14 protein-coding genes and 3 tRNA genes are annotated in these 15,266 nt (G+C 72.8%); 14 read left to right on the top strand and 3 right to left on the bottom strand.

What is annotated here, in order from left to right; translation table 11 throughout:
- Positions 1-3 precede the first annotated feature (3 nt).
- The 5 genes from nuoL to QMF98_RS13840 all read left to right on the top strand — a co-directional run bounded on the left by nuoL (position 4) and on the right by QMF98_RS13840 (position 7,178).
- The gene (nuoL, locus tag QMF98_RS13860) at positions 4-1,956 is read left to right on the top strand and encodes an NADH-quinone oxidoreductase subunit L (RefSeq protein ID WP_337975634.1); all 1,953 of its coding nucleotides are present in this window, start codon (positions 4-6) and stop codon (positions 1,954-1,956) included.
- A gap of 17 nt (positions 1,957-1,973) precedes the next feature.
- The gene (locus QMF98_RS13855) at positions 1,974-3,509 is read left to right on the top strand and encodes an NADH-quinone oxidoreductase subunit M (RefSeq protein WP_337973536.1); all 1,536 of its coding nucleotides are present in this window, start codon (positions 1,974-1,976) and stop codon (positions 3,507-3,509) included.
- The gene (gene nuoN, locus QMF98_RS13850) at positions 3,506-5,218 is read left to right on the top strand and encodes an NADH-quinone oxidoreductase subunit NuoN (protein WP_337973535.1); all 1,713 of its coding nucleotides are present in this window, start codon (positions 3,506-3,508) and stop codon (positions 5,216-5,218) included. The genes QMF98_RS13855 and nuoN overlap by 4 nt, the downstream gene beginning before the upstream one ends.
- 50 nt (positions 5,219-5,268) lie before the next feature.
- Positions 5,269-6,276, top strand: coding sequence for a polyprenyl synthetase family protein (locus QMF98_RS13845; protein WP_337973534.1), 1,008 nt, complete (start codon positions 5,269-5,271; stop codon positions 6,274-6,276).
- Between the two features lie 155 nt (positions 6,277-6,431).
- Positions 6,432-7,178 (top strand): PP2C family protein-serine/threonine phosphatase, encoded by a 747-nt coding sequence (locus QMF98_RS13840; RefSeq protein ID WP_337973533.1) that lies wholly within the window; start codon positions 6,432-6,434, stop codon positions 7,176-7,178.
- Between the two features lie 36 nt (positions 7,179-7,214).
- On the opposite strand, the gene rarD is transcribed toward QMF98_RS13840, so the two are convergent.
- Positions 7,215-8,210, bottom strand: coding sequence for an EamA family transporter RarD (gene rarD, locus QMF98_RS13835; protein WP_337973532.1), 996 nt, complete (start codon positions 8,208-8,210; stop codon positions 7,215-7,217).
- Between the two features lie 138 nt (positions 8,211-8,348).
- Here rarD and QMF98_RS13830 point away from each other — a divergent pair, with 138 nt between their 5' ends.
- The 3 genes from QMF98_RS13830 to QMF98_RS13820 all read left to right on the top strand — a co-directional run bounded on the left by QMF98_RS13830 (position 8,349) and on the right by QMF98_RS13820 (position 11,402).
- On the top strand, positions 8,349-9,719 hold the full coding sequence (locus QMF98_RS13830) for an FAD-dependent oxidoreductase (RefSeq protein ID WP_337973531.1): 1,371 nt from the start codon (positions 8,349-8,351) through the stop codon (positions 9,717-9,719).
- Between the two features lie 133 nt (positions 9,720-9,852).
- Positions 9,853-10,737: a zinc metalloprotease HtpX gene (gene htpX / locus QMF98_RS13825; RefSeq protein ID WP_337973530.1), complete on the top strand. Its 885-nt coding sequence runs from the start codon at positions 9,853-9,855 to the stop codon at positions 10,735-10,737.
- Positions 10,738-10,811: 74 nt separating this feature from the next.
- On the top strand, positions 10,812-11,402 hold the full coding sequence (locus QMF98_RS13820) for a DinB family protein (RefSeq protein WP_337973529.1): 591 nt from the start codon (positions 10,812-10,814) through the stop codon (positions 11,400-11,402).
- 18 nt (positions 11,403-11,420) lie between these two features.
- Here the strand turns inward: QMF98_RS13820 and QMF98_RS13815 are convergent, their stop codons facing one another.
- Complete coding sequence (locus QMF98_RS13815; protein ID WP_291758083.1) at positions 11,421-11,918, bottom strand: YajQ family cyclic di-GMP-binding protein; 498 nt, start codon at positions 11,916-11,918, stop codon at positions 11,421-11,423.
- Positions 11,919-12,072: 154 nt separating this feature from the next.
- On the opposite strand from QMF98_RS13815, the gene QMF98_RS13810 reads away from it, so the two are divergent.
- The 3 genes from QMF98_RS13810 to QMF98_RS13800 all read left to right on the top strand — a co-directional run bounded on the left by QMF98_RS13810 (position 12,073) and on the right by QMF98_RS13800 (position 12,554).
- Positions 12,073-12,154: transfer RNA gene (locus tag QMF98_RS13810), tRNA-Tyr, on the top strand.
- Between the two features lie 200 nt (positions 12,155-12,354).
- Positions 12,355-12,427, top strand: a tRNA-Thr gene (locus QMF98_RS13805).
- A gap of 53 nt (positions 12,428-12,480) precedes the next feature.
- A tRNA-Met gene (locus tag QMF98_RS13800) sits at positions 12,481-12,554 on the top strand.
- Between the two features lie 250 nt (positions 12,555-12,804).
- On the opposite strand, the gene QMF98_RS13795 is transcribed toward QMF98_RS13800, so the two are convergent.
- A complete protein-coding gene (locus QMF98_RS13795; RefSeq protein ID WP_337973528.1) occupies positions 12,805-13,974 on the bottom strand; it encodes a MarP family serine protease in 1,170 nt (389 codons plus the stop codon).
- Between the two features lie 231 nt (positions 13,975-14,205).
- Between QMF98_RS13795 and rpmG the strand changes: the two genes are divergently transcribed.
- The 3 genes from rpmG to QMF98_RS13780 are packed head-to-tail and all read left to right on the top strand — an operon-like array spanning position 14,206 to position 15,256.
- Positions 14,206-14,376, top strand: a complete 171-nt coding sequence (gene rpmG / locus QMF98_RS13790) for a 50S ribosomal protein L33 (protein ID WP_291758088.1) — start codon at positions 14,206-14,208, stop codon at positions 14,374-14,376.
- 5 nt (positions 14,377-14,381) lie between these two features.
- Positions 14,382-14,831 (top strand): FAS1-like dehydratase domain-containing protein, encoded by a 450-nt coding sequence (locus tag QMF98_RS13785; protein ID WP_337973527.1) that lies wholly within the window; start codon positions 14,382-14,384, stop codon positions 14,829-14,831.
- On the top strand, positions 14,831-15,256 hold the full coding sequence (locus QMF98_RS13780; protein WP_337973526.1) for a MaoC family dehydratase: 426 nt from the start codon (positions 14,831-14,833) through the stop codon (positions 15,254-15,256). Before QMF98_RS13785 ends, QMF98_RS13780 begins: the two co-directional genes overlap by 1 nt.
- Positions 15,257-15,266: the final 10 nt, after the last annotated feature.

The following is a 15,266-nucleotide window of genomic DNA, read 5'->3' as shown; positions in this document are numbered from 1 at the left end:
CTGTTGACCGAACTGGTCGCCTCCGCCTCCCCGGTGGACGGCGGCTCCGTCTCCTACGCATCGCTGCTGGTGGGCCTGCCGCTGGCGTCCGCCGCGGTGCTGCTCCTGCTGGGGCGGCGGGCCGACCGCTGGGGCCACTGGGTGGGCGTGCTCGCCTCCGGCGCCGCCTTCCTGCTCGGCCTCGTCGCGTTCGTCACGGTGCTCGGCCGCCCCGCCGACCAGCGCGTGCTCGACGTCAAGCTCGGCACCTGGATCGACGCCGGCTCGTTCCACCTGAACGCCGGCCTGCGCGTCGACCCGCTGTCGCTGACCTTCGTCCTGCTGGTGACGTTCGTCGGCACCCTGATCCACGTCTACTCCGTGGCCTACATGGAGCACGACGTCGACCGCCGCCGGTTCTTCGCCTACCTCAACCTGTTCGTCGCCGCGATGCTGCTGCTGGTGCTGGCGGACTCCTACCTGCTGCTGTTCGTCGGCTGGGAGGGCGTCGGCCTGGCGTCCTACCTGCTGATCAGCTTCTGGAACTACCGCCTCGACTACGCCGTCGCGGGCAAGAAGGCGTTCGTCGCCAACCGCATCGGCGACCTGGGCCTGATCATCGGCATGGGCATGATCTTCGCCAAGGTCGGCGCGCTGGACTTCACCACGGTGCACGCCGCGGCGGCGTCCGGGTCCAAGGACACCGCGCTGTGGACGGGCGTCGGCCTGATGCTGCTGCTCGCCGCGTGCGGCAAGTCGGCGCAGTTCCCGCTGCAGTCGTGGCTGGGTGACGCGATGGCCGGCCCGACGCCGGTGTCCGCCCTGATCCACGCGGCGACGATGGTCACCGCCGGTGTCTACCTGGTGGTCCGGTCCAACGCGATCTTCGACGCCGCTCCCACCGCCCGGCTCGTCGTGACGATCGTCGGGGCGATCAGCCTCCTGTTCGGCGCGATCGTCGGCTGCGCGAAGGACGACATCAAGAAGGCGCTGGCCGCCTCGACGATGTCCCAGATCGGCTACATGATCCTGGCGGCCGGACTCGGCCCCGTCGGCTACGCGTTCGCGATCCTGCACCTGGTGACGCACGGCTTCTTCAAGGCCGGCATGTTCCTCGGTGCCGGTTCGGTGATGCACGCGATGGACGACCAGACGGACATGCGCTTCTTCGGCGGCCTCGGGCGCTCGATGAAGATCACCTGGCTGACGTTCATGGCCGGTGCGCTGGCGATCGTCGGGATGTTCCCGTTCTCCGGCTTCTTCTCCAAGGACCCGATCATCGAGGCGGCGTTCGTCCCGACGGACGGGCAGCCGTGGCGCGCCTGGCTGTTCGGCACGGTCGCCCTGCTCGGCGCCGCGATCACGGCCTTCTACATCGCGCGGCTGTTCTTCATGACGTTCGAGGGCACCAAGCGCTGGACCGACAAGGCGGACGGCAGCCACCAGCACCCGCACGAGGCCCCGGCGCTGATGACCGTGCCGATGATCATCCTGGCGGTGGGCTCCGTCGCACTGGGCGGCATCCTCGCCACGGGCTCGCGGTTCACGCACTGGCTGGAGCCGTCGGTCGGCGCCACCGACCACGCCGAGCCGGTGATCCCCGCGCCGGTGCTGATCGCGCTGAGCCTGCTGGTCGTCGTGATCGGCGTCCTCATCGCGTGGCGCCGGTACGCCGTCGCCGCGGTGCCCACCACGCCGCCGCTCGGCACCACCCTCACGCGGGCCGCCCGCAAGGACCTGTACCAGGACGTCGTCAACGACGGCGTGCTGGTGGTCCCCGGCCAGGTGCTCACCCGCTCCCTCGTGTACGGGGACCGGGCCCTGGTGGACGGCGCCGTGTCCGGCCTCGCCAAGGGGACGGTCGCCTCCGGCGACCTCGCCCGCCGTCCACAGACCGGCTACGTCCGCTCCTACGCCTCGACGATGCTCCTGGGCCTGGTCGCCCTGGTGGTCGTCGTCCTGGCCCTGCAGAGCTGACGGGAGAGCAGCGACCGATGTCTTCCTTCCCCTGGCTCACCGTCCTGGTGCTGCTGCCCCTGGTCGGCGCCGTCGTGCTGTGGGTGCTGCCCGCCGCGCCACGCAACGTCGTCCGGCCGGTGGCGCTGGCCTTCGCGATCGCCGAGCTGGTGCTGACCGGCCTGGCGTTCCTCGCCTTCGACACCCACCGCGCCGGCGAGTACCAGCTGACCGAGGTGCACAGCTGGATCCCTGCGTTCGGCGTCTCCTACGCTGTCGGCGTCAACGGCGTCGCGCTCGCGCTGATCGGCATGTCGGTGCTGCTGGTGCCGCTGGTGGTGCTCGCCGCCTGGCACGAGCAGGGCAGCGCGACGTCCGCGTCGAACAGCCTGCGTCGCTACCTCGCGCTGGTGCTCGCGCTCGAGGCGTTCGTCGTCGCCGTGTTCGCCGCGCGCGACGTGTTCCTCTTCTACATCCTGTTCGAGGCGATGCTGATCCCGGTCTACTTCATGATCGGCAGCTACGGCGGGCCCCGACGGCGCTACGCCGCGGTGAAGTTCCTGCTGTACTCGCTCGCCGGTGGGCTGGTCATGCTGGTCGGCGTCATCGCGCTGTACCTCAAGGGCCCCGGCGGCCCGCAGGGCTTCCTCACGCAGAACCTCGTCGGCCTGCACCTGGACCCCACCACCGAGCGGCTGCTGTTCGTCGCGTTCTTCGTCGCGTTCGCCATCAAGGCGCCGATGTTCCCGGTGCACACCTGGTTGCCCGACGCCGCCGAGCAGGCACCCGCGGGCACCTCGACGCTGCTGGTCGGCGTGCTCGACAAGGTCGGCACCTTCGGGATGCTGACGCTGTGCCTGCCGCTCTTCCCGAACGCCTCGCGCTGGGCCGCCCCGGTGGTCATCGTCCTGGCGGTGGTGTCCATCCTGTACGGCGCCCTGCTGGCGATCGGCCAGCGTGACCTGCTGCGCCTGGTGGCGTACACGTCGGTGTCGCACTTCGGCTTCATCGTGCTCGGCATCTTCGCCTTCACGTCGACGTCCGTCGCGGGCTCGTCGTTCTACATGGTCAACCACGGGTTCAGCACCGGCGCCCTGTTCCTGCTCGCCGGGTTCCTGATCTCGCGCCGCGGGTCGCAGCGGATCGACGACTTCGGCGGGCTGCAGCGGGTCACCCCGGTGCTCGCGGGCCTGTTCCTGGTGGTCGGCCTCTCGGCGCTCGCGCTGCCCGGCCTGTCACCGTTCGTCAGCGAGTTCCTGGTGCTGGTCGGCAGCTTCCCGGCGGTGCCCGCCGCCGCGGTCGTCGCCAGCATCGGCGTGGTGCTCGCCGCGCTCTACATCCTGTGGACCTACCAGCGGATGTTCACCGGTCCCGTGCGGCCCGGTCTGGACACCATGAAGGACGTCAGCAGCGTGGAGCGGTGGGCGATCGGCCCGCTGGTCGCCGTCATGCTGGTGCTCGGCTTCGTGCCCGGGCCCGCGCTGAACCTGGTCCGCCCAGCCGCGCAGACCACCGTGCAGAACGTCGGCGTCGCCGACCTGCCGGCCGTCGCATCCGAAGGGACCGCCAAGTGATCGCCGCTGCCTTCACCGCGCCGAGCGTCGCCTGGACGGCGCTCGCCCCGGTGGTCGTCGTGCTGGGGGCCGCCGTGGTCGGTGTGCTGGTCGAGGCCTTCGTGCCCGACCGCCTCCGCCGCACCACCCAGGTCGCTCTCGCGATCGCCGCCACGGCCGGTGCGCTGGTCGCCGTCGTCGCCCTGTGGGGCGGGGTGCACCGCTCCGGCGGCACCGTCGTGCTCGGCGGTTCGCTGCTGGTGGACGGCCCGACCCTGGTGCTGTGGGCCACTCTGGCGCTGCTCGGCCTGCTGTCCGTGCTGGTGGTCGCCGACCGCACCCAGACCGGCGAGGACTCGTTCGCACCGCTCGCCGCGGCCGTCCCGGGCTCGGAGTACGAGGAGCAGGCCCGCCGCGCGGGGCTGTCGCAGACCGAGGTCTACCCCCTCACGCTCTTCGCCCTCGGCGGGATGATGGTGTTCCCGGCCGCCGGTGACCTGCTGACGCTGTTCGTCGCGCTCGAGGTGCTGTCGCTGCCGCTCTACCTGCTGTCCGGCATGGCGCGCCGGCGCCGCCTCCTCTCGCAGGAGGCGTCGATGAAGTACTTCCTGCTCGGCGCCTTCGCCTCGGCGCTCCTGCTGTTCGGCATCGTGCTGCTGTACGGCTACAGCGGCTCGATCCGGTACGCCGACATCACCGCCGCGACGGGCACCCCGGGCGGGACCGAGGGGCTGCTGCTGGTCGGCACGGTGCTGCTGTTCGCCGGCCTGCTGTTCAAGGTCGGTGCGGTGCCGTTCCACATGTGGACCCCCGACGTCTACCAGGGCGCCCCGACGCCCATCACGGGCTTCATGGCCGCGTGCACCAAGGTCGCGGCGTTCGGCGCGATCCTGCGGATCGTCTACGCGATGCTGCCCGGGATGGCGTGGGACCTCGGCGCCCTGCTGTGGATCGTCGCGATCGCCACCATGGTGGTCGGCACGGTCGCCGGCCTGGTGCAGAACGACGTGAAGCGGCTGCTCGCCTACTCCTCGATCGCGCACGCCGGCTTCGTGCTCACCGGCGTGGTCGCCCTGCACCAGCGCGGCATCACGGGCGTGCTGTTCTACCTGGTCGCGTACGGCCTGGCGACCATCGGCGCGTTCGCGATCGTCTCGCTGGTGCGGGAGCGCAGCGGCGACTCGATCACGGGTGAGGCGACGGCACTGTCCCAGTGGGCCGGCCTGGGCCGGTCGCACCCGGTGCTGGCGCTGACCTTCACGCTGTTCCTGCTGTCCTTCGCCGGCATCCCGCTGACGGCGGGGTTCATGGGGAAGTTCGCGGTGTTCTCCGCGGCGGTGGCCGGCGGTGCCTGGCCCCTGGCGCTGATCGGCGTGCTCGCCTCGGCGGCGGCCGCGTTCTTCTACGTCCGGATCATCGTGCTGATGTTCTTCACGGCGGCGCACGAGGAGACGGCCGAGGCGGCGGTCGAGGACGACGACGTCGCGGGCGGGGACGCCGTGCCCGCGGCCGCGTCCGACGAGCTGGCGGACGTCGCCGGCGGCGGAACCGCCACGGCGGTCGCGGTCGCCCCGACGCTCACCGAGCGGGCCACCGCGACGGTCGTCGTCCGGTCCGAGGGCTTGGCGGCGGTCGCGATCGCAGTCTGCGCCGTCGGCACCGTCCTGCTCGGCGTGTTCCCCACCCCGGTGCTCGACCTGGTCGACGCGGTGGCGCGGTTCCTGCAGTGACGGCTGTCCGCCGCTGCGCCGCCACCGGGTCCGGAAGATAGGTTCATCCCGTGACGACGACGACGGCCTTCGCCCTCGCCGACCCCGAGCTCTCCGCACGACTGACGGAGCGGCTCGGCACGGTCGAGGCGCGCCTGCGTGAGGCGGTGGCGACCACCGACCTGCTGGTCGGCGCCACCAGCACGCACCTGGTCTCCGCCGGCGGCAAGCGGCTGCGTCCGCTGCTCGCGCTGCTCACGGCGGAGCTCGGCGACCCCGACCGCTCGCAGGTGATCGACGGCGCCGTGGTGGTCGAGCTGACCCACCTGGCGTCGCTGTACCACGACGACGTGATGGACGACGCTCCGCTGCGCCGCGGCGCTCCGGCCGCCCACGAGGTGTGGGGCAACTCGATCGCCATCCTCACGGGCGACCTGCTGTTCGCCCGGGCGTCGCAGGTGGTCGCGCACCTCGGTCAGCCGGCGCTGACCCTGCAGGCGGACACGTTCGTCCGGCTCTGCATGGGGCAGATGCACGAGACGGTCGGGCCGGCGACGGGGGAGGACCCGGTCGAGCACTACCTGCAGGTGCTCGCCGACAAGACGGCGTCGCTGATCGCGACCTCGGCGCAGTTCGGCGCGATGCTGTCCGGCTGCTCGCCGGAGGTGGTCGCGACCGTGGGACGGTTCGGCGAGCTGATCGGCCTGGCGTTCCAGCTGGCCGACGACGTGCTGGACCTGACGTCTGACGGGTCGCTCAGCGGCAAGACGCCCGGCACCGACCTGCGTGACGGCGTGCCGACCATGCCGGTGCTGCTGCTGCGCGCGCGGGCGGCGGGTCCCGACGCCACGGACGAGGACCGTGCGGCCGTGGCCCTGCTGGACTCCGACCTGTCGGACGACGACCGGTTGGCCGCCGCCGTGGCGACCCTCGGACGGCACCCCGTGGTGGAGGAGACGCGGCAGCGTGCCGTCGCCGTGGCGCGTGCCGCCGTCGCCGAGCTCGCACCGCTGCCGGACGGCCCGGTCAAGGAGTCCCTGGTGCAGTTCGCCGACGCGCTGGTGGACCGCGCGGCCTGACCCGTCCTGCGCCGGGGCGCCGCTGCGGCGCGTACCGGGGGCGGGAGAGCGGCCCCGTCGGGCACCGTCACGGGCCGGTCATCGGGTGGTCAGTGCTCCGCCCGGCCCTCGCTATGCTGACCGACGTCCACCTGGTCGTCGTCGGAGAAGACCGCATGAGCGCAGCTGACCCGGTGCCCCGGGAGGGCGGTCCGACGGTGCGGGTGGGCGCCGCCAGCCACCGTGGCGGTCGCCTGGACAACGAGGACTCGTACCGCGCCGGTGACGGCGTGTACCTGGTCGCCGACGGCATGGGTGGGCACGAGGCGGGCGAGGTGGCCAGCGCGACGGCCGTCGAGTCCCTGGGCAGCCTGACGGGCGGCACCCCCGACGAGGACGACGTGCGCGCGGCGCTTCGCACGGCGCACGAGCGGGTGCGTGCCCTGCCGCTCGGTGGTGAGCGGCGCCCCGGGACGACGGTGTCCGGTGTGGTGCTGAGCGAGCGCGACGGGTTGCCGTGCTGGCTGGTGCTCAACGTCGGCGACTCCCGCACCTACCGGATGGTGGGTGGTGTCCTCGAGCAGCTGACCACCGACCACTCGCGCGTGGCGGAGCTGGTGGCGACCGGGTTCCTCGACCCGCAGGACGTGTCCCGGCACCCCGAGCGGCACGTGGTGACGCGCGTCCTCGGCGGTGGCTCTCCGGATGTCGAGCCGGACGTGTTCGCGCTCCCCGTCAGCCCCACGGAGCGCATCGTCGTGTGCAGCGACGGCCTGTCCGAGGCGCTGCCGGACGCCCGGATCCAGGCGGAGCTGCGGGCGCACCCCGCGGCGCAGCAGGCGGCCGACGCCCTGGTCGCGGCGGCGCTGGCCGTCGGCGCCCGGGACAACGTCACGGTCGTCGTCGTCGACGTCGTCGGCTGACCCCTGCCGGGTGGTCGCCCTGCCCGCGGGGGCGCCTCAGCGCTCCGCGACCGCCTCGCAGTCCCCGCTCGCGTCCACGGCCGCACGGGCCTCGAGCACCTGCGTCCGCCGGTGCCGCAGACCGTCCGCCGCCAGCATCACCAGGGCCACCCACACGAGCCCGAAGCCCCACCACCGCGCGGGCGGCATGTGCTCGTGCAGCAGCAGCACGCCGGTGAGGAACTGCAGCACGGGCGTCAGGTACTGCAGCAGCCCGATCACGGACAGCGGCAACCGGCGGGCGGCGCTGTTGAACAGCAGCAGCGGGACGGCCGTCACCACGCCGGCGGAGGCGAGCGCCGCGGCGTGCCAGCCGCCGTGGCCGGTGAACGAGCCGGTGCCGGCCACCTGCAGCCACACCAGGTAGCCGGCGGCGACCGGGGTGAGCACCAGCGTCTCGGCTGCCAGGCCCGGCAGGGCGCCGACCGACCGGCCCACCTGCTTCTTGATCAACCCGTACAGCGCGAAGCTCGCCGTCAGCGACAGGGCGATCCACGGCACCCGCCCGTAGCCGACGGTGATCACCACGACGGCGGCCGCGCCGAACGCCAGCGCCGCCCACTGCACCCGGCGCAGCCGCTCCCGCAGCACCAGCACGGCGAGGCCGACGGTCACCAGCGGGTTGATGAAGTAGCCGAGCGCGTCGTCCACCACCTGGTCGGTGAGGATGCCGTACACGAACACCAGCCAGTTGATCGCCAGCAGCACGGCGGCGACCCCGAGGGTGGCGAGCGTGCGCGGTCGGCGCAGCAGCTCGGCGAACGGGCGCCAGCTCCGGGTGGCGACCAGCAGCAGCAGGCAGAAGAGGAGCGACCACACCACCCGGTGGGCGATGATCTCGACCGCGCCGGACGGCTGCAGCAGCGGGAAGTAGAGCGGCAGGCCGCCCCACAGCAGGTAGGCACCGATGCCGGCGGCCAGGCCGCCGCGGCCGGGCCGGGCTGCGGGGGTGGCTCCGTCGGTCGGGGCAGGGATCGTCCGCTCGTCGGCCACCGGCTGACTGTAGGTCGTGCCGCCCACGCGGGCACCGTGCGTCCGTCCGCATGCGAGACGTGCTGGCGGGCGCCGAGGGGGTCCCGCCTAGACTGGCCGGCAGCTAGCGAACCCCCTCGCGGAAGGTCCCTTCGTCCCGTGACCACCACGCCCTTGCGCGTCGCCGTCGTCGGCGCCGGGCCCGCCGGTATCTACGCGTCCGACATCCTCGCCCGGTCCGGCCTGGACGTCAGCATCGACCTGATCGAGCGGCTGCCGGCCCCGTTCGGGCTCGTGCGCTACGGCGTCGCCCCGGACCACCCCCGCATCAAGCAGATCATCGTCGCCCTGCACAAGGTGCTGGAGCGCGGGGACATCCGCCTGCTCGCGGACGTCGACTACGGCACCGACCTGACGCTCGACGACCTGCGGCAGCACTACGACGCGGTCATCTTCGCCACCGGCGCCATCCGGGACGCCGCCCTGCGGGTGCCCGGCGTCGACCTGGTCGGCTCCTACGGTGCCGCCGACTTCGTCTCCTGGTACGACGGCCACCCGGACGTGCCGCGCACCTGGCCGCTCGAGGCCCGCGAGGTCGCGGTGATCGGCGCCGGCAACGTCGCGCTCGACGTGGCGCGGATCCTCGCCAAGCACCCGGAGGACCTGCTGCCGACGGAGGTGCCGCCGAACGTCTACGAGGGCCTGCTGGCCAGCCCCGTGACGGACGTGCACGTGTTCGCCCGCCGCGGTCCGGCGCAGGTCAAGTTCTCCCCGTTGGAGCTGCGCGAGCTGGGCCACGTGCCGGACGTCGACGTGATCGTCTACCCGGAGGACTTCGACTTCGACGAGGGGTCGATGGCCGCCATCCACTCCTCGAACCAGACCAAGCAGGTGGTCAAGACCCTCACCGACTGGACCCTCAAGGAACCGGAGGACCTGACGGCGAGCCGCCGGATCCACCTGCACTTCCTGCAGCGGCCGGTCGAGGTGCTGGGGGAGGACGGCCACGTCGTCGGCCTGCGGACCGAGCGCACCGCGCTCAACGGGGACGGTCACGTCACCGGCACGGGTGCGACCACCGACTGGGCCGTCCAGGCCGTCTACCGGGCCGTGGGCTACTTCGGCTCGCCGCTGCCGGAGCTGCCGTTCGACGAGGTCGGCGGGGTGATCCCCAACCGCGAGGGCCGGGTGGTGGACGACGGCGGCGAGGCGCTGCCGGGCCTCTACACCACCGGCTGGATCAAGCGGGGTCCCGTCGGCCTGATCGGGCACACCAAGTCGGACGCCACGGAGACGATCGCGCACCTGCGCGAGGACGCCGAGGCGGGACTGCTGCCGCGGGCGACGGAACGGGACCCGCAGGCCGTCAGCAAGCTGCTCGACGAGCGCGGTGTCGACGCGATCGAGTGGTCCGGGTGGCAGCTGCTGGACGCGTACGAGCGGGCGCTCGGCGAGGTGCAGGGGCGCGAGCGGGTCAAGGTCGTGCCTCGCGAGGAGATGGTGGACGTGTCGTTGGGCCGCCGCGGCTGATCCCCTCCGGGCCCCTCGGGGCGTCCCGGGAACGCCCCGAGCGGAGCGGGCGTTGTCAGGCACAGGACGCCGGTACGCGTCGGCCCGCAGGGGCCGCCCGGCGCCGTGCACGGATCAGGAGCTCGACGCGACCATGAGTCATCGGCACTTCAACGGTCTGAAGACCACCGCGCTGTTCGGCGGCATGTGGGCGCTGCTGCTCGGCATCGGCTGGCTGCTGGGCCGCGGCACGCCGCGCTTCCTCCTGCTGTTCACCGCGATCGGCCTGCTCAGCACCGCGTACAGCTACTGGGCCTCGGACAAGATCGCCATCCGCGCGATGCGGGCGCGCCCGGTCAGCGAGCTCGAGCAGCCCGGCATGTACCGGATCGTGCGGGAGCTGTCGACCAAGGCCCGGCAGCCGATGCCGCGGCTGTACGTCTCGCCCACCTCGTCGCCGAACGCCTTCGCCACCGGCCGCGACCCGGCGCACGCGGCCGTCTGCTGCACGGAGGGCATCCTCGGGATGCTCGACGAGCGCGAGCTGCGCGGCGTGCTGGGTCACGAGCTGATGCACGTCTACAACCGCGACATCCTCACGTCCTCGGTCGCGGCCGCCGTGGCCGGCGTCATCACGTCGCTGGCGCAGTTCGCGCTGTTCTTCGGCGGCGGATCCGACCGGGACCGCGGCGGCAACCCGATCGCGGGCCTGGTGATGGTGGTGCTGGCGCCGCTCGCCGCCACGATGATCCAGCTGGCGATCAGCCGGACCCGTGAGTACGACGCCGACGAGGACGGGTCGTCGCTCACCGGCGACCCGCTGGCGCTGGCATCGGCCCTGCGCAAGCTCGAGGTCGGCACCAACGCCCGTCCGCTGCCGCAGGAGCAGAAGCTCGTGGACGTCTCGCACCTGATGATCGCCAACCCGTTCCGCGGCGCCGGCGTGGCGAAGATGTTCGCCACCCACCCGCCGATGGCCGAGCGGATCGCCCGGCTCGAGGCGATGGCGGGCAACCAGGGCCCGATCACCCGGTACTGAGCCGGCGCGCGCGGCACCAGGGCCCGGAGACGGCCGGGGCGCGGGTGTCGGACCCCACCGGCAGACTGCCGCCCATGGACCCCAAGGACGCCCTGCGGCACTACCTGGACGAGCAGCGCACCAGCCTGGTCGGCAAGCTCGACGGGCTCGACGAGTACGCGGTCCGGCGTCCCCTGACGCCGACCGGCACCAACCTGCTCGGGCTCGTCAAGCACGTCGCCTGGATCCAGCTGGGGTACTTCACCACCGTGTTCGGCCGGCCGCCGGGGCGCGTGGCGCCGTACGAGCGCGAGGGCGGCAACCCGGACGACGACATGTGGGCGCAGGCCGACGAGCCCAGGGACGCGATCCTCGAGCTGCACCGGTACTCCGCGCAGCAGGCGGACGCGACGCTCGCCGAGCTGCCGCTGGACACCCCCGGCGTGGTGCCGTGGTGGCGCCCGGGCCACCAGGAGGTGACCCTGCACCGGATCGCCGTGCACGTCATCGTCGACACGTCCCGCCACGCCGGCCAGGCGGACATCCTGCGCGAGACGCTCGACGGGCGCGTCGGCATGAAGCCTGACGACCCGAACATCCCCGGGCGCACGCCGCAGGAGTGGGCGGAGTACCGCGGCCGCATCGAGGCCGCCGCCCGGACCGCAGGCGGCCTGCCGCCCGTCTGACGGGAGAGCCCCGCGGGCTCAGCGGTAGTTGACGAACTGCAGGGCGGCGTCCACGTCCGCGCCCTTGAGCAGGGCGATCGTCGCCTGCAGGTCGTCCCGGCTCTTGGCCGAGACGCGCAGCTCGTCGCCCTGGATCTGCGTCTTGACCCCCTTGGGCCCCTCGTCGCGCACCAGCTTGGCCAGCTGCTTGGCGACCTCCGAGGACAGGCCCTCCTTGATCGAGGTGACCAGGCGGTACTCCTTGCCGGACGGCTTCGGCTCGCCGTCGCCGAGGTCCAGCGACTTCAGCGAGATGCCGCGCTTGATCAGCTTGGTCTCGAAGACGTCGAGCACCGCCCGGACCCGGTCGGCCGAGTTGGCGACCAGCACGATGGTCTCGCCGCTCCAGGCGATCGAGGCGCCGACGCCCTTGAAGTCGTACCGCTGGGCGATCTCCTTCGCAGCCTGGTTGAGCGCGTTGTCGACCTCCTGCCGGTCGACCTTGCTCACCACGTCGAACGACGACTCGCTCGCCATGCCTGTGCCTCCCTCGCGCCACCGGGGCGCCGTCGTCGTCCACCCCTGGCACGGGTGGCCCTCGCGAGTTGCTATCCTTCCATCCGCGCGTTCGCGTCGGCTCGCCCGGACGGTTCTTCGGGATCGGGGTGGGCCTCGGGGACGGGTTGGCCGAGGCGGGTTACCCGAGTGGCCAAAGGGGGCTGACTGTAAATCAGCTGGCAACGCCTACGGGGGTTCGAATCCCTCACCCGCCACGCACGGACGGGGCGTCTTCTCCGCGGAGAGGGCGCCCCGTCCGCATGTCGGAGCTCGCCCGTCGGACGCGGCCGGACCGGCACGCCCCGCCGCCGCGGTGGACGTCAGACCCAGGGCCGACCGGGCTGCATGACACGGTGCTCGCCGGTCCACCCGCGATTTCGCCGCCCCCGGCCCGCCGTGTACTCTGATCCGCGCCGCCCCGATAGCTCAGTCGGCAGAGCGTCTCCATGGTAAGGAGAAGGTCAAGGGTTCGATTCCCTTTCGGGGCTCTCTGGTGTGTTGCCGGTCAAGTCGCCTCGGCGGCTGGCCGCACCACCGGCGCGGCGGGGTAGCTCAGGTGGTTAGAGCACACGGCTCATAATCGTGGTGTCGCGGGTTCGAGTCCCGCTCCCGCTACGGCACGGCAGGCCCGGAGTTCCTCGGAACCCGGGCCCTTGTCGTCTCTCCGGGTCAGAGCCCGAGCCGCTCCGCGATCGCCCGCAACGCCGGCAGCACGTCGCCGGCGGCCGGCACCACCTGGACGCACACGTGGTCGGCGCCCGCGAGTCGGTCGCTCCATCCCATCGCGGCTTCCCGCCGTCGTGCGTCGGCCTGCTCGGCCGGTGGTCCAGGTCGACCGGTGGTCCAGGTCAGCCGGTGGTCCAGGTCAGCCGGTGGTGCAGGCGCCCGAGGGAACCGTCGCGCTGAGGCCCGGGGCGCGCGCCACGACGGGGAGCAGCTCCGTGGGGGTCATCGCATACGCCAGGTCCGGGTTGGAGTCCGAGCGGGCGAACACGATGCCCGCCACCGTCCCGTCGGTGGTCAGCAGCGGTCCGCCGGAGTTGCCGGGCCGGACCACCGCGGCCAGCGCGTAGATCTCCCGCTCGGAGTCGCCCTGCCCGTGGATGTCCGGCACCTTGGCGGTGCTCACCGCCAGCACGCGGGCGCCGCCGGACGTCAACGGGCCGCCGTAGGGGTAGCCCTGGACCACCGCGACGGCGTCGCGAGCCAGCGTCGGCACGATGGGCAGCGGCGTGACGCCCAGGTGGTCGACGGCGATCACCGCCAGGTCGTTCACCGGGTCGAGGTAGACCACGCGCCCCACCTTCGCGCGCTGCCCGGGCAGCTCGACGACGGGCTTGTCCACCCCGGCGACGACGTGCGCGTTGGTCACCAACCGGTCCGGGGCCACGACGAACCCCGATCCGCTGGAGCTGATGCCGCACGCGTAGGCGGTGCCCTGGATGCGGGCCACGGCCTTGGACGCCTGCGCCAGCCGGGCCGTGGACAGGTCGACCGACGGCACCGTGGGCGACGGCTGCGGTCCCAGCAGGTCGCCGAGCTGCGGCAGGCCGGAGTGCAGCACGGCGCCGCGCAGCTGCGCCATGGTGCGGGTCACGGGGGCGGGCGTCAGGCGGTCGATCGTGCGGAGCACCGACGACGAGGCGATCGCGGGCGCCAGCACCGGGACGCCGGTCGCGGCGATCGCCGACCCGACGAACGCCATCGCCAGCGCCATCACGACGACGCTGGCGACCGCGCCGAGCAGCCGGTCGACCACCGCCAGCCGCGTCCGGTCGACCCCTCGGCGCAGCGCGTGCCCGATGCGCGCGCCGACCGACGAGCCGAGCAGCGGCAGCAGGACGGCGGTCAGGACGACGAGCGCGGCCCGCCACCGGGCCGGTGCCCAGTCGTTGACCAGGGGGACCACCCAGTACGCGGCGGCACCGCCGGCGACCAGGCCGAGCAGCCCGCCGAGCGTGGCCAGCAGGCCGCGGCCGAAGCCCCCCAGCAGCGTGGCGAGGAGGATCAGCGCGAGCACGAGGTCGAGGAGCATCGGCGACATCTTCTCCCGACGGGCGCCCGACGGCGTCGGACGCGCTCTCGGCACCGCGGGCCATGTCGGACGCCGTCACCGCAGGGAGCCATCACTGCAGGAAGCAGGCCGTCGGCCGAGGGCCCTGCCATGCCGTAACATTGACGGGTCCAGCGTGCGGGTACGCCGCCGCTGTCAGCTTCCCGGCCGCTCGTCGTGCGTCGGGTAACCACGCGAGAGGGTGGCAGCACCATGGCCAGCAAGAGCCAGGACATCCGTCCGAAGATCACGCTCGCCTGCACCGAGTGCAAGGAGCGCAACTACATCACCAAGAAGAACCGGCGGAACGACCCCGACCGCCTCGAGCTGAAGAAGTACTGCCCGCGCGACGGTCGGCACACCGTCCACCGCGAGACCCGCTGACCTTCGTGCCCGTCGACGCGTCGTACGCCGGCCGGGCGTACCCGGCCGGCCCGGTGTACGAGGTCGGCCGGGAGAAGCTCGCGGAGTTCGCCGAGGCGGTGGGCGCCGACCACCCCGCCTACACCGACCCGGCGGCCGCGCAGGCGCTCGGCCACCCGGACGTGGTGGCGCCGCCGACCTTCGCCGTGGTGATCGCCCAGCGGGCCGAGGCGCAGTACGTGCGCGACCCCGCCGCCGGCGTCGACTTCAGCCGCGTGGTGCACGCGGACGAGCGCTTCACCCACCACCGCCCGATCCACGCGGGCGACCGCCTGGTGACCACGCTGCACGTCGACTCGATCAGCGAGCGCGCCGGGCTGGCGATGGTGACCACGCGGGCGGAGATCGCAGCCGAGGACGGCGAGGCCGTCGCGACGGTCGTCTCCACGCTCGCGGTGCGGCCGGAGGAGAGCTGATGGGCCTGCCGGTGCTCGCCGACCTGACCGTCGGCCAGGAGGTCGCCCGCGGCACGCGGACCGTCGACCGGTCCCGGCTGGTCCGGTACGCCGGTGCGAGCGGTGACTTCAACCCGATCCACTGGAACGAGCGGTTCGCCGCCTCGGTGGGCCTGCCCGGCGTGATCGCGCACGGCATGTGGACCATGGGTGCCGCCGTCGGCGTGGTCGTCGACTGGCTCGGCGACCCGGGTGCGGTGCTCGACTACCAGGTCCGTTTCACTCGCCCGATCCCCGTGCCGGACCCCGGCGAGGCTGAGGTCGAGGTCGTCGCGACGGTGGGTGCGCTCGACGCGGAGGCCGGGACGGCGCGCATCGACCTGCAGGTCAGCGCCCTGGGTACCCGGGTGCTCGGCAAGGCGCAGGTGCTGGTGCGGCTGGGCTGAGGCCCCGCGC

The sequence above is a fragment of the Cellulomonas sp. NTE-D12 genome (assembly GCF_027923705.1).
Lineage (GTDB): Bacteria > Actinomycetota > Actinomycetes > Actinomycetales > Cellulomonadaceae > Cellulomonas.
This window is presented reverse-complemented; position numbering and strand designations above follow the sequence as displayed.

Coding starts and splice junctions, on each gene's coding strand:
- QMF98_RS13855 (WP_337973536.1), top strand. CDS start 1,974: ATGTCTTCCTTCCCCTGGCTCACCGTCCTGGTGCTGCTGCCCCTGGTC.
- QMF98_RS13795 (WP_337973528.1), bottom strand. CDS start 13,974: ATGCTCCTCGACCTCGTGCTCGCGCTGATCCTCCTCGCCACGCTGCTG.
- QMF98_RS13815 (WP_291758083.1), bottom strand. CDS start 11,918: ATGGCGAGCGAGTCGTCGTTCGACGTGGTGAGCAAGGTCGACCGGCAG.
- QMF98_RS13840 (WP_337973533.1), top strand. CDS start 6,432: ATGAGCGCAGCTGACCCGGTGCCCCGGGAGGGCGGTCCGACGGTGCGG.
- htpX (WP_337973530.1), top strand. CDS start 9,853: ATGAGTCATCGGCACTTCAACGGTCTGAAGACCACCGCGCTGTTCGGC.
- QMF98_RS13820 (WP_337973529.1), top strand. CDS start 10,812: ATGGACCCCAAGGACGCCCTGCGGCACTACCTGGACGAGCAGCGCACC.
- QMF98_RS13780 (WP_337973526.1), top strand. CDS start 14,831: ATGGGCCTGCCGGTGCTCGCCGACCTGACCGTCGGCCAGGAGGTCGCC.
- rpmG (WP_291758088.1), top strand. CDS start 14,206: ATGGCCAGCAAGAGCCAGGACATCCGTCCGAAGATCACGCTCGCCTGC.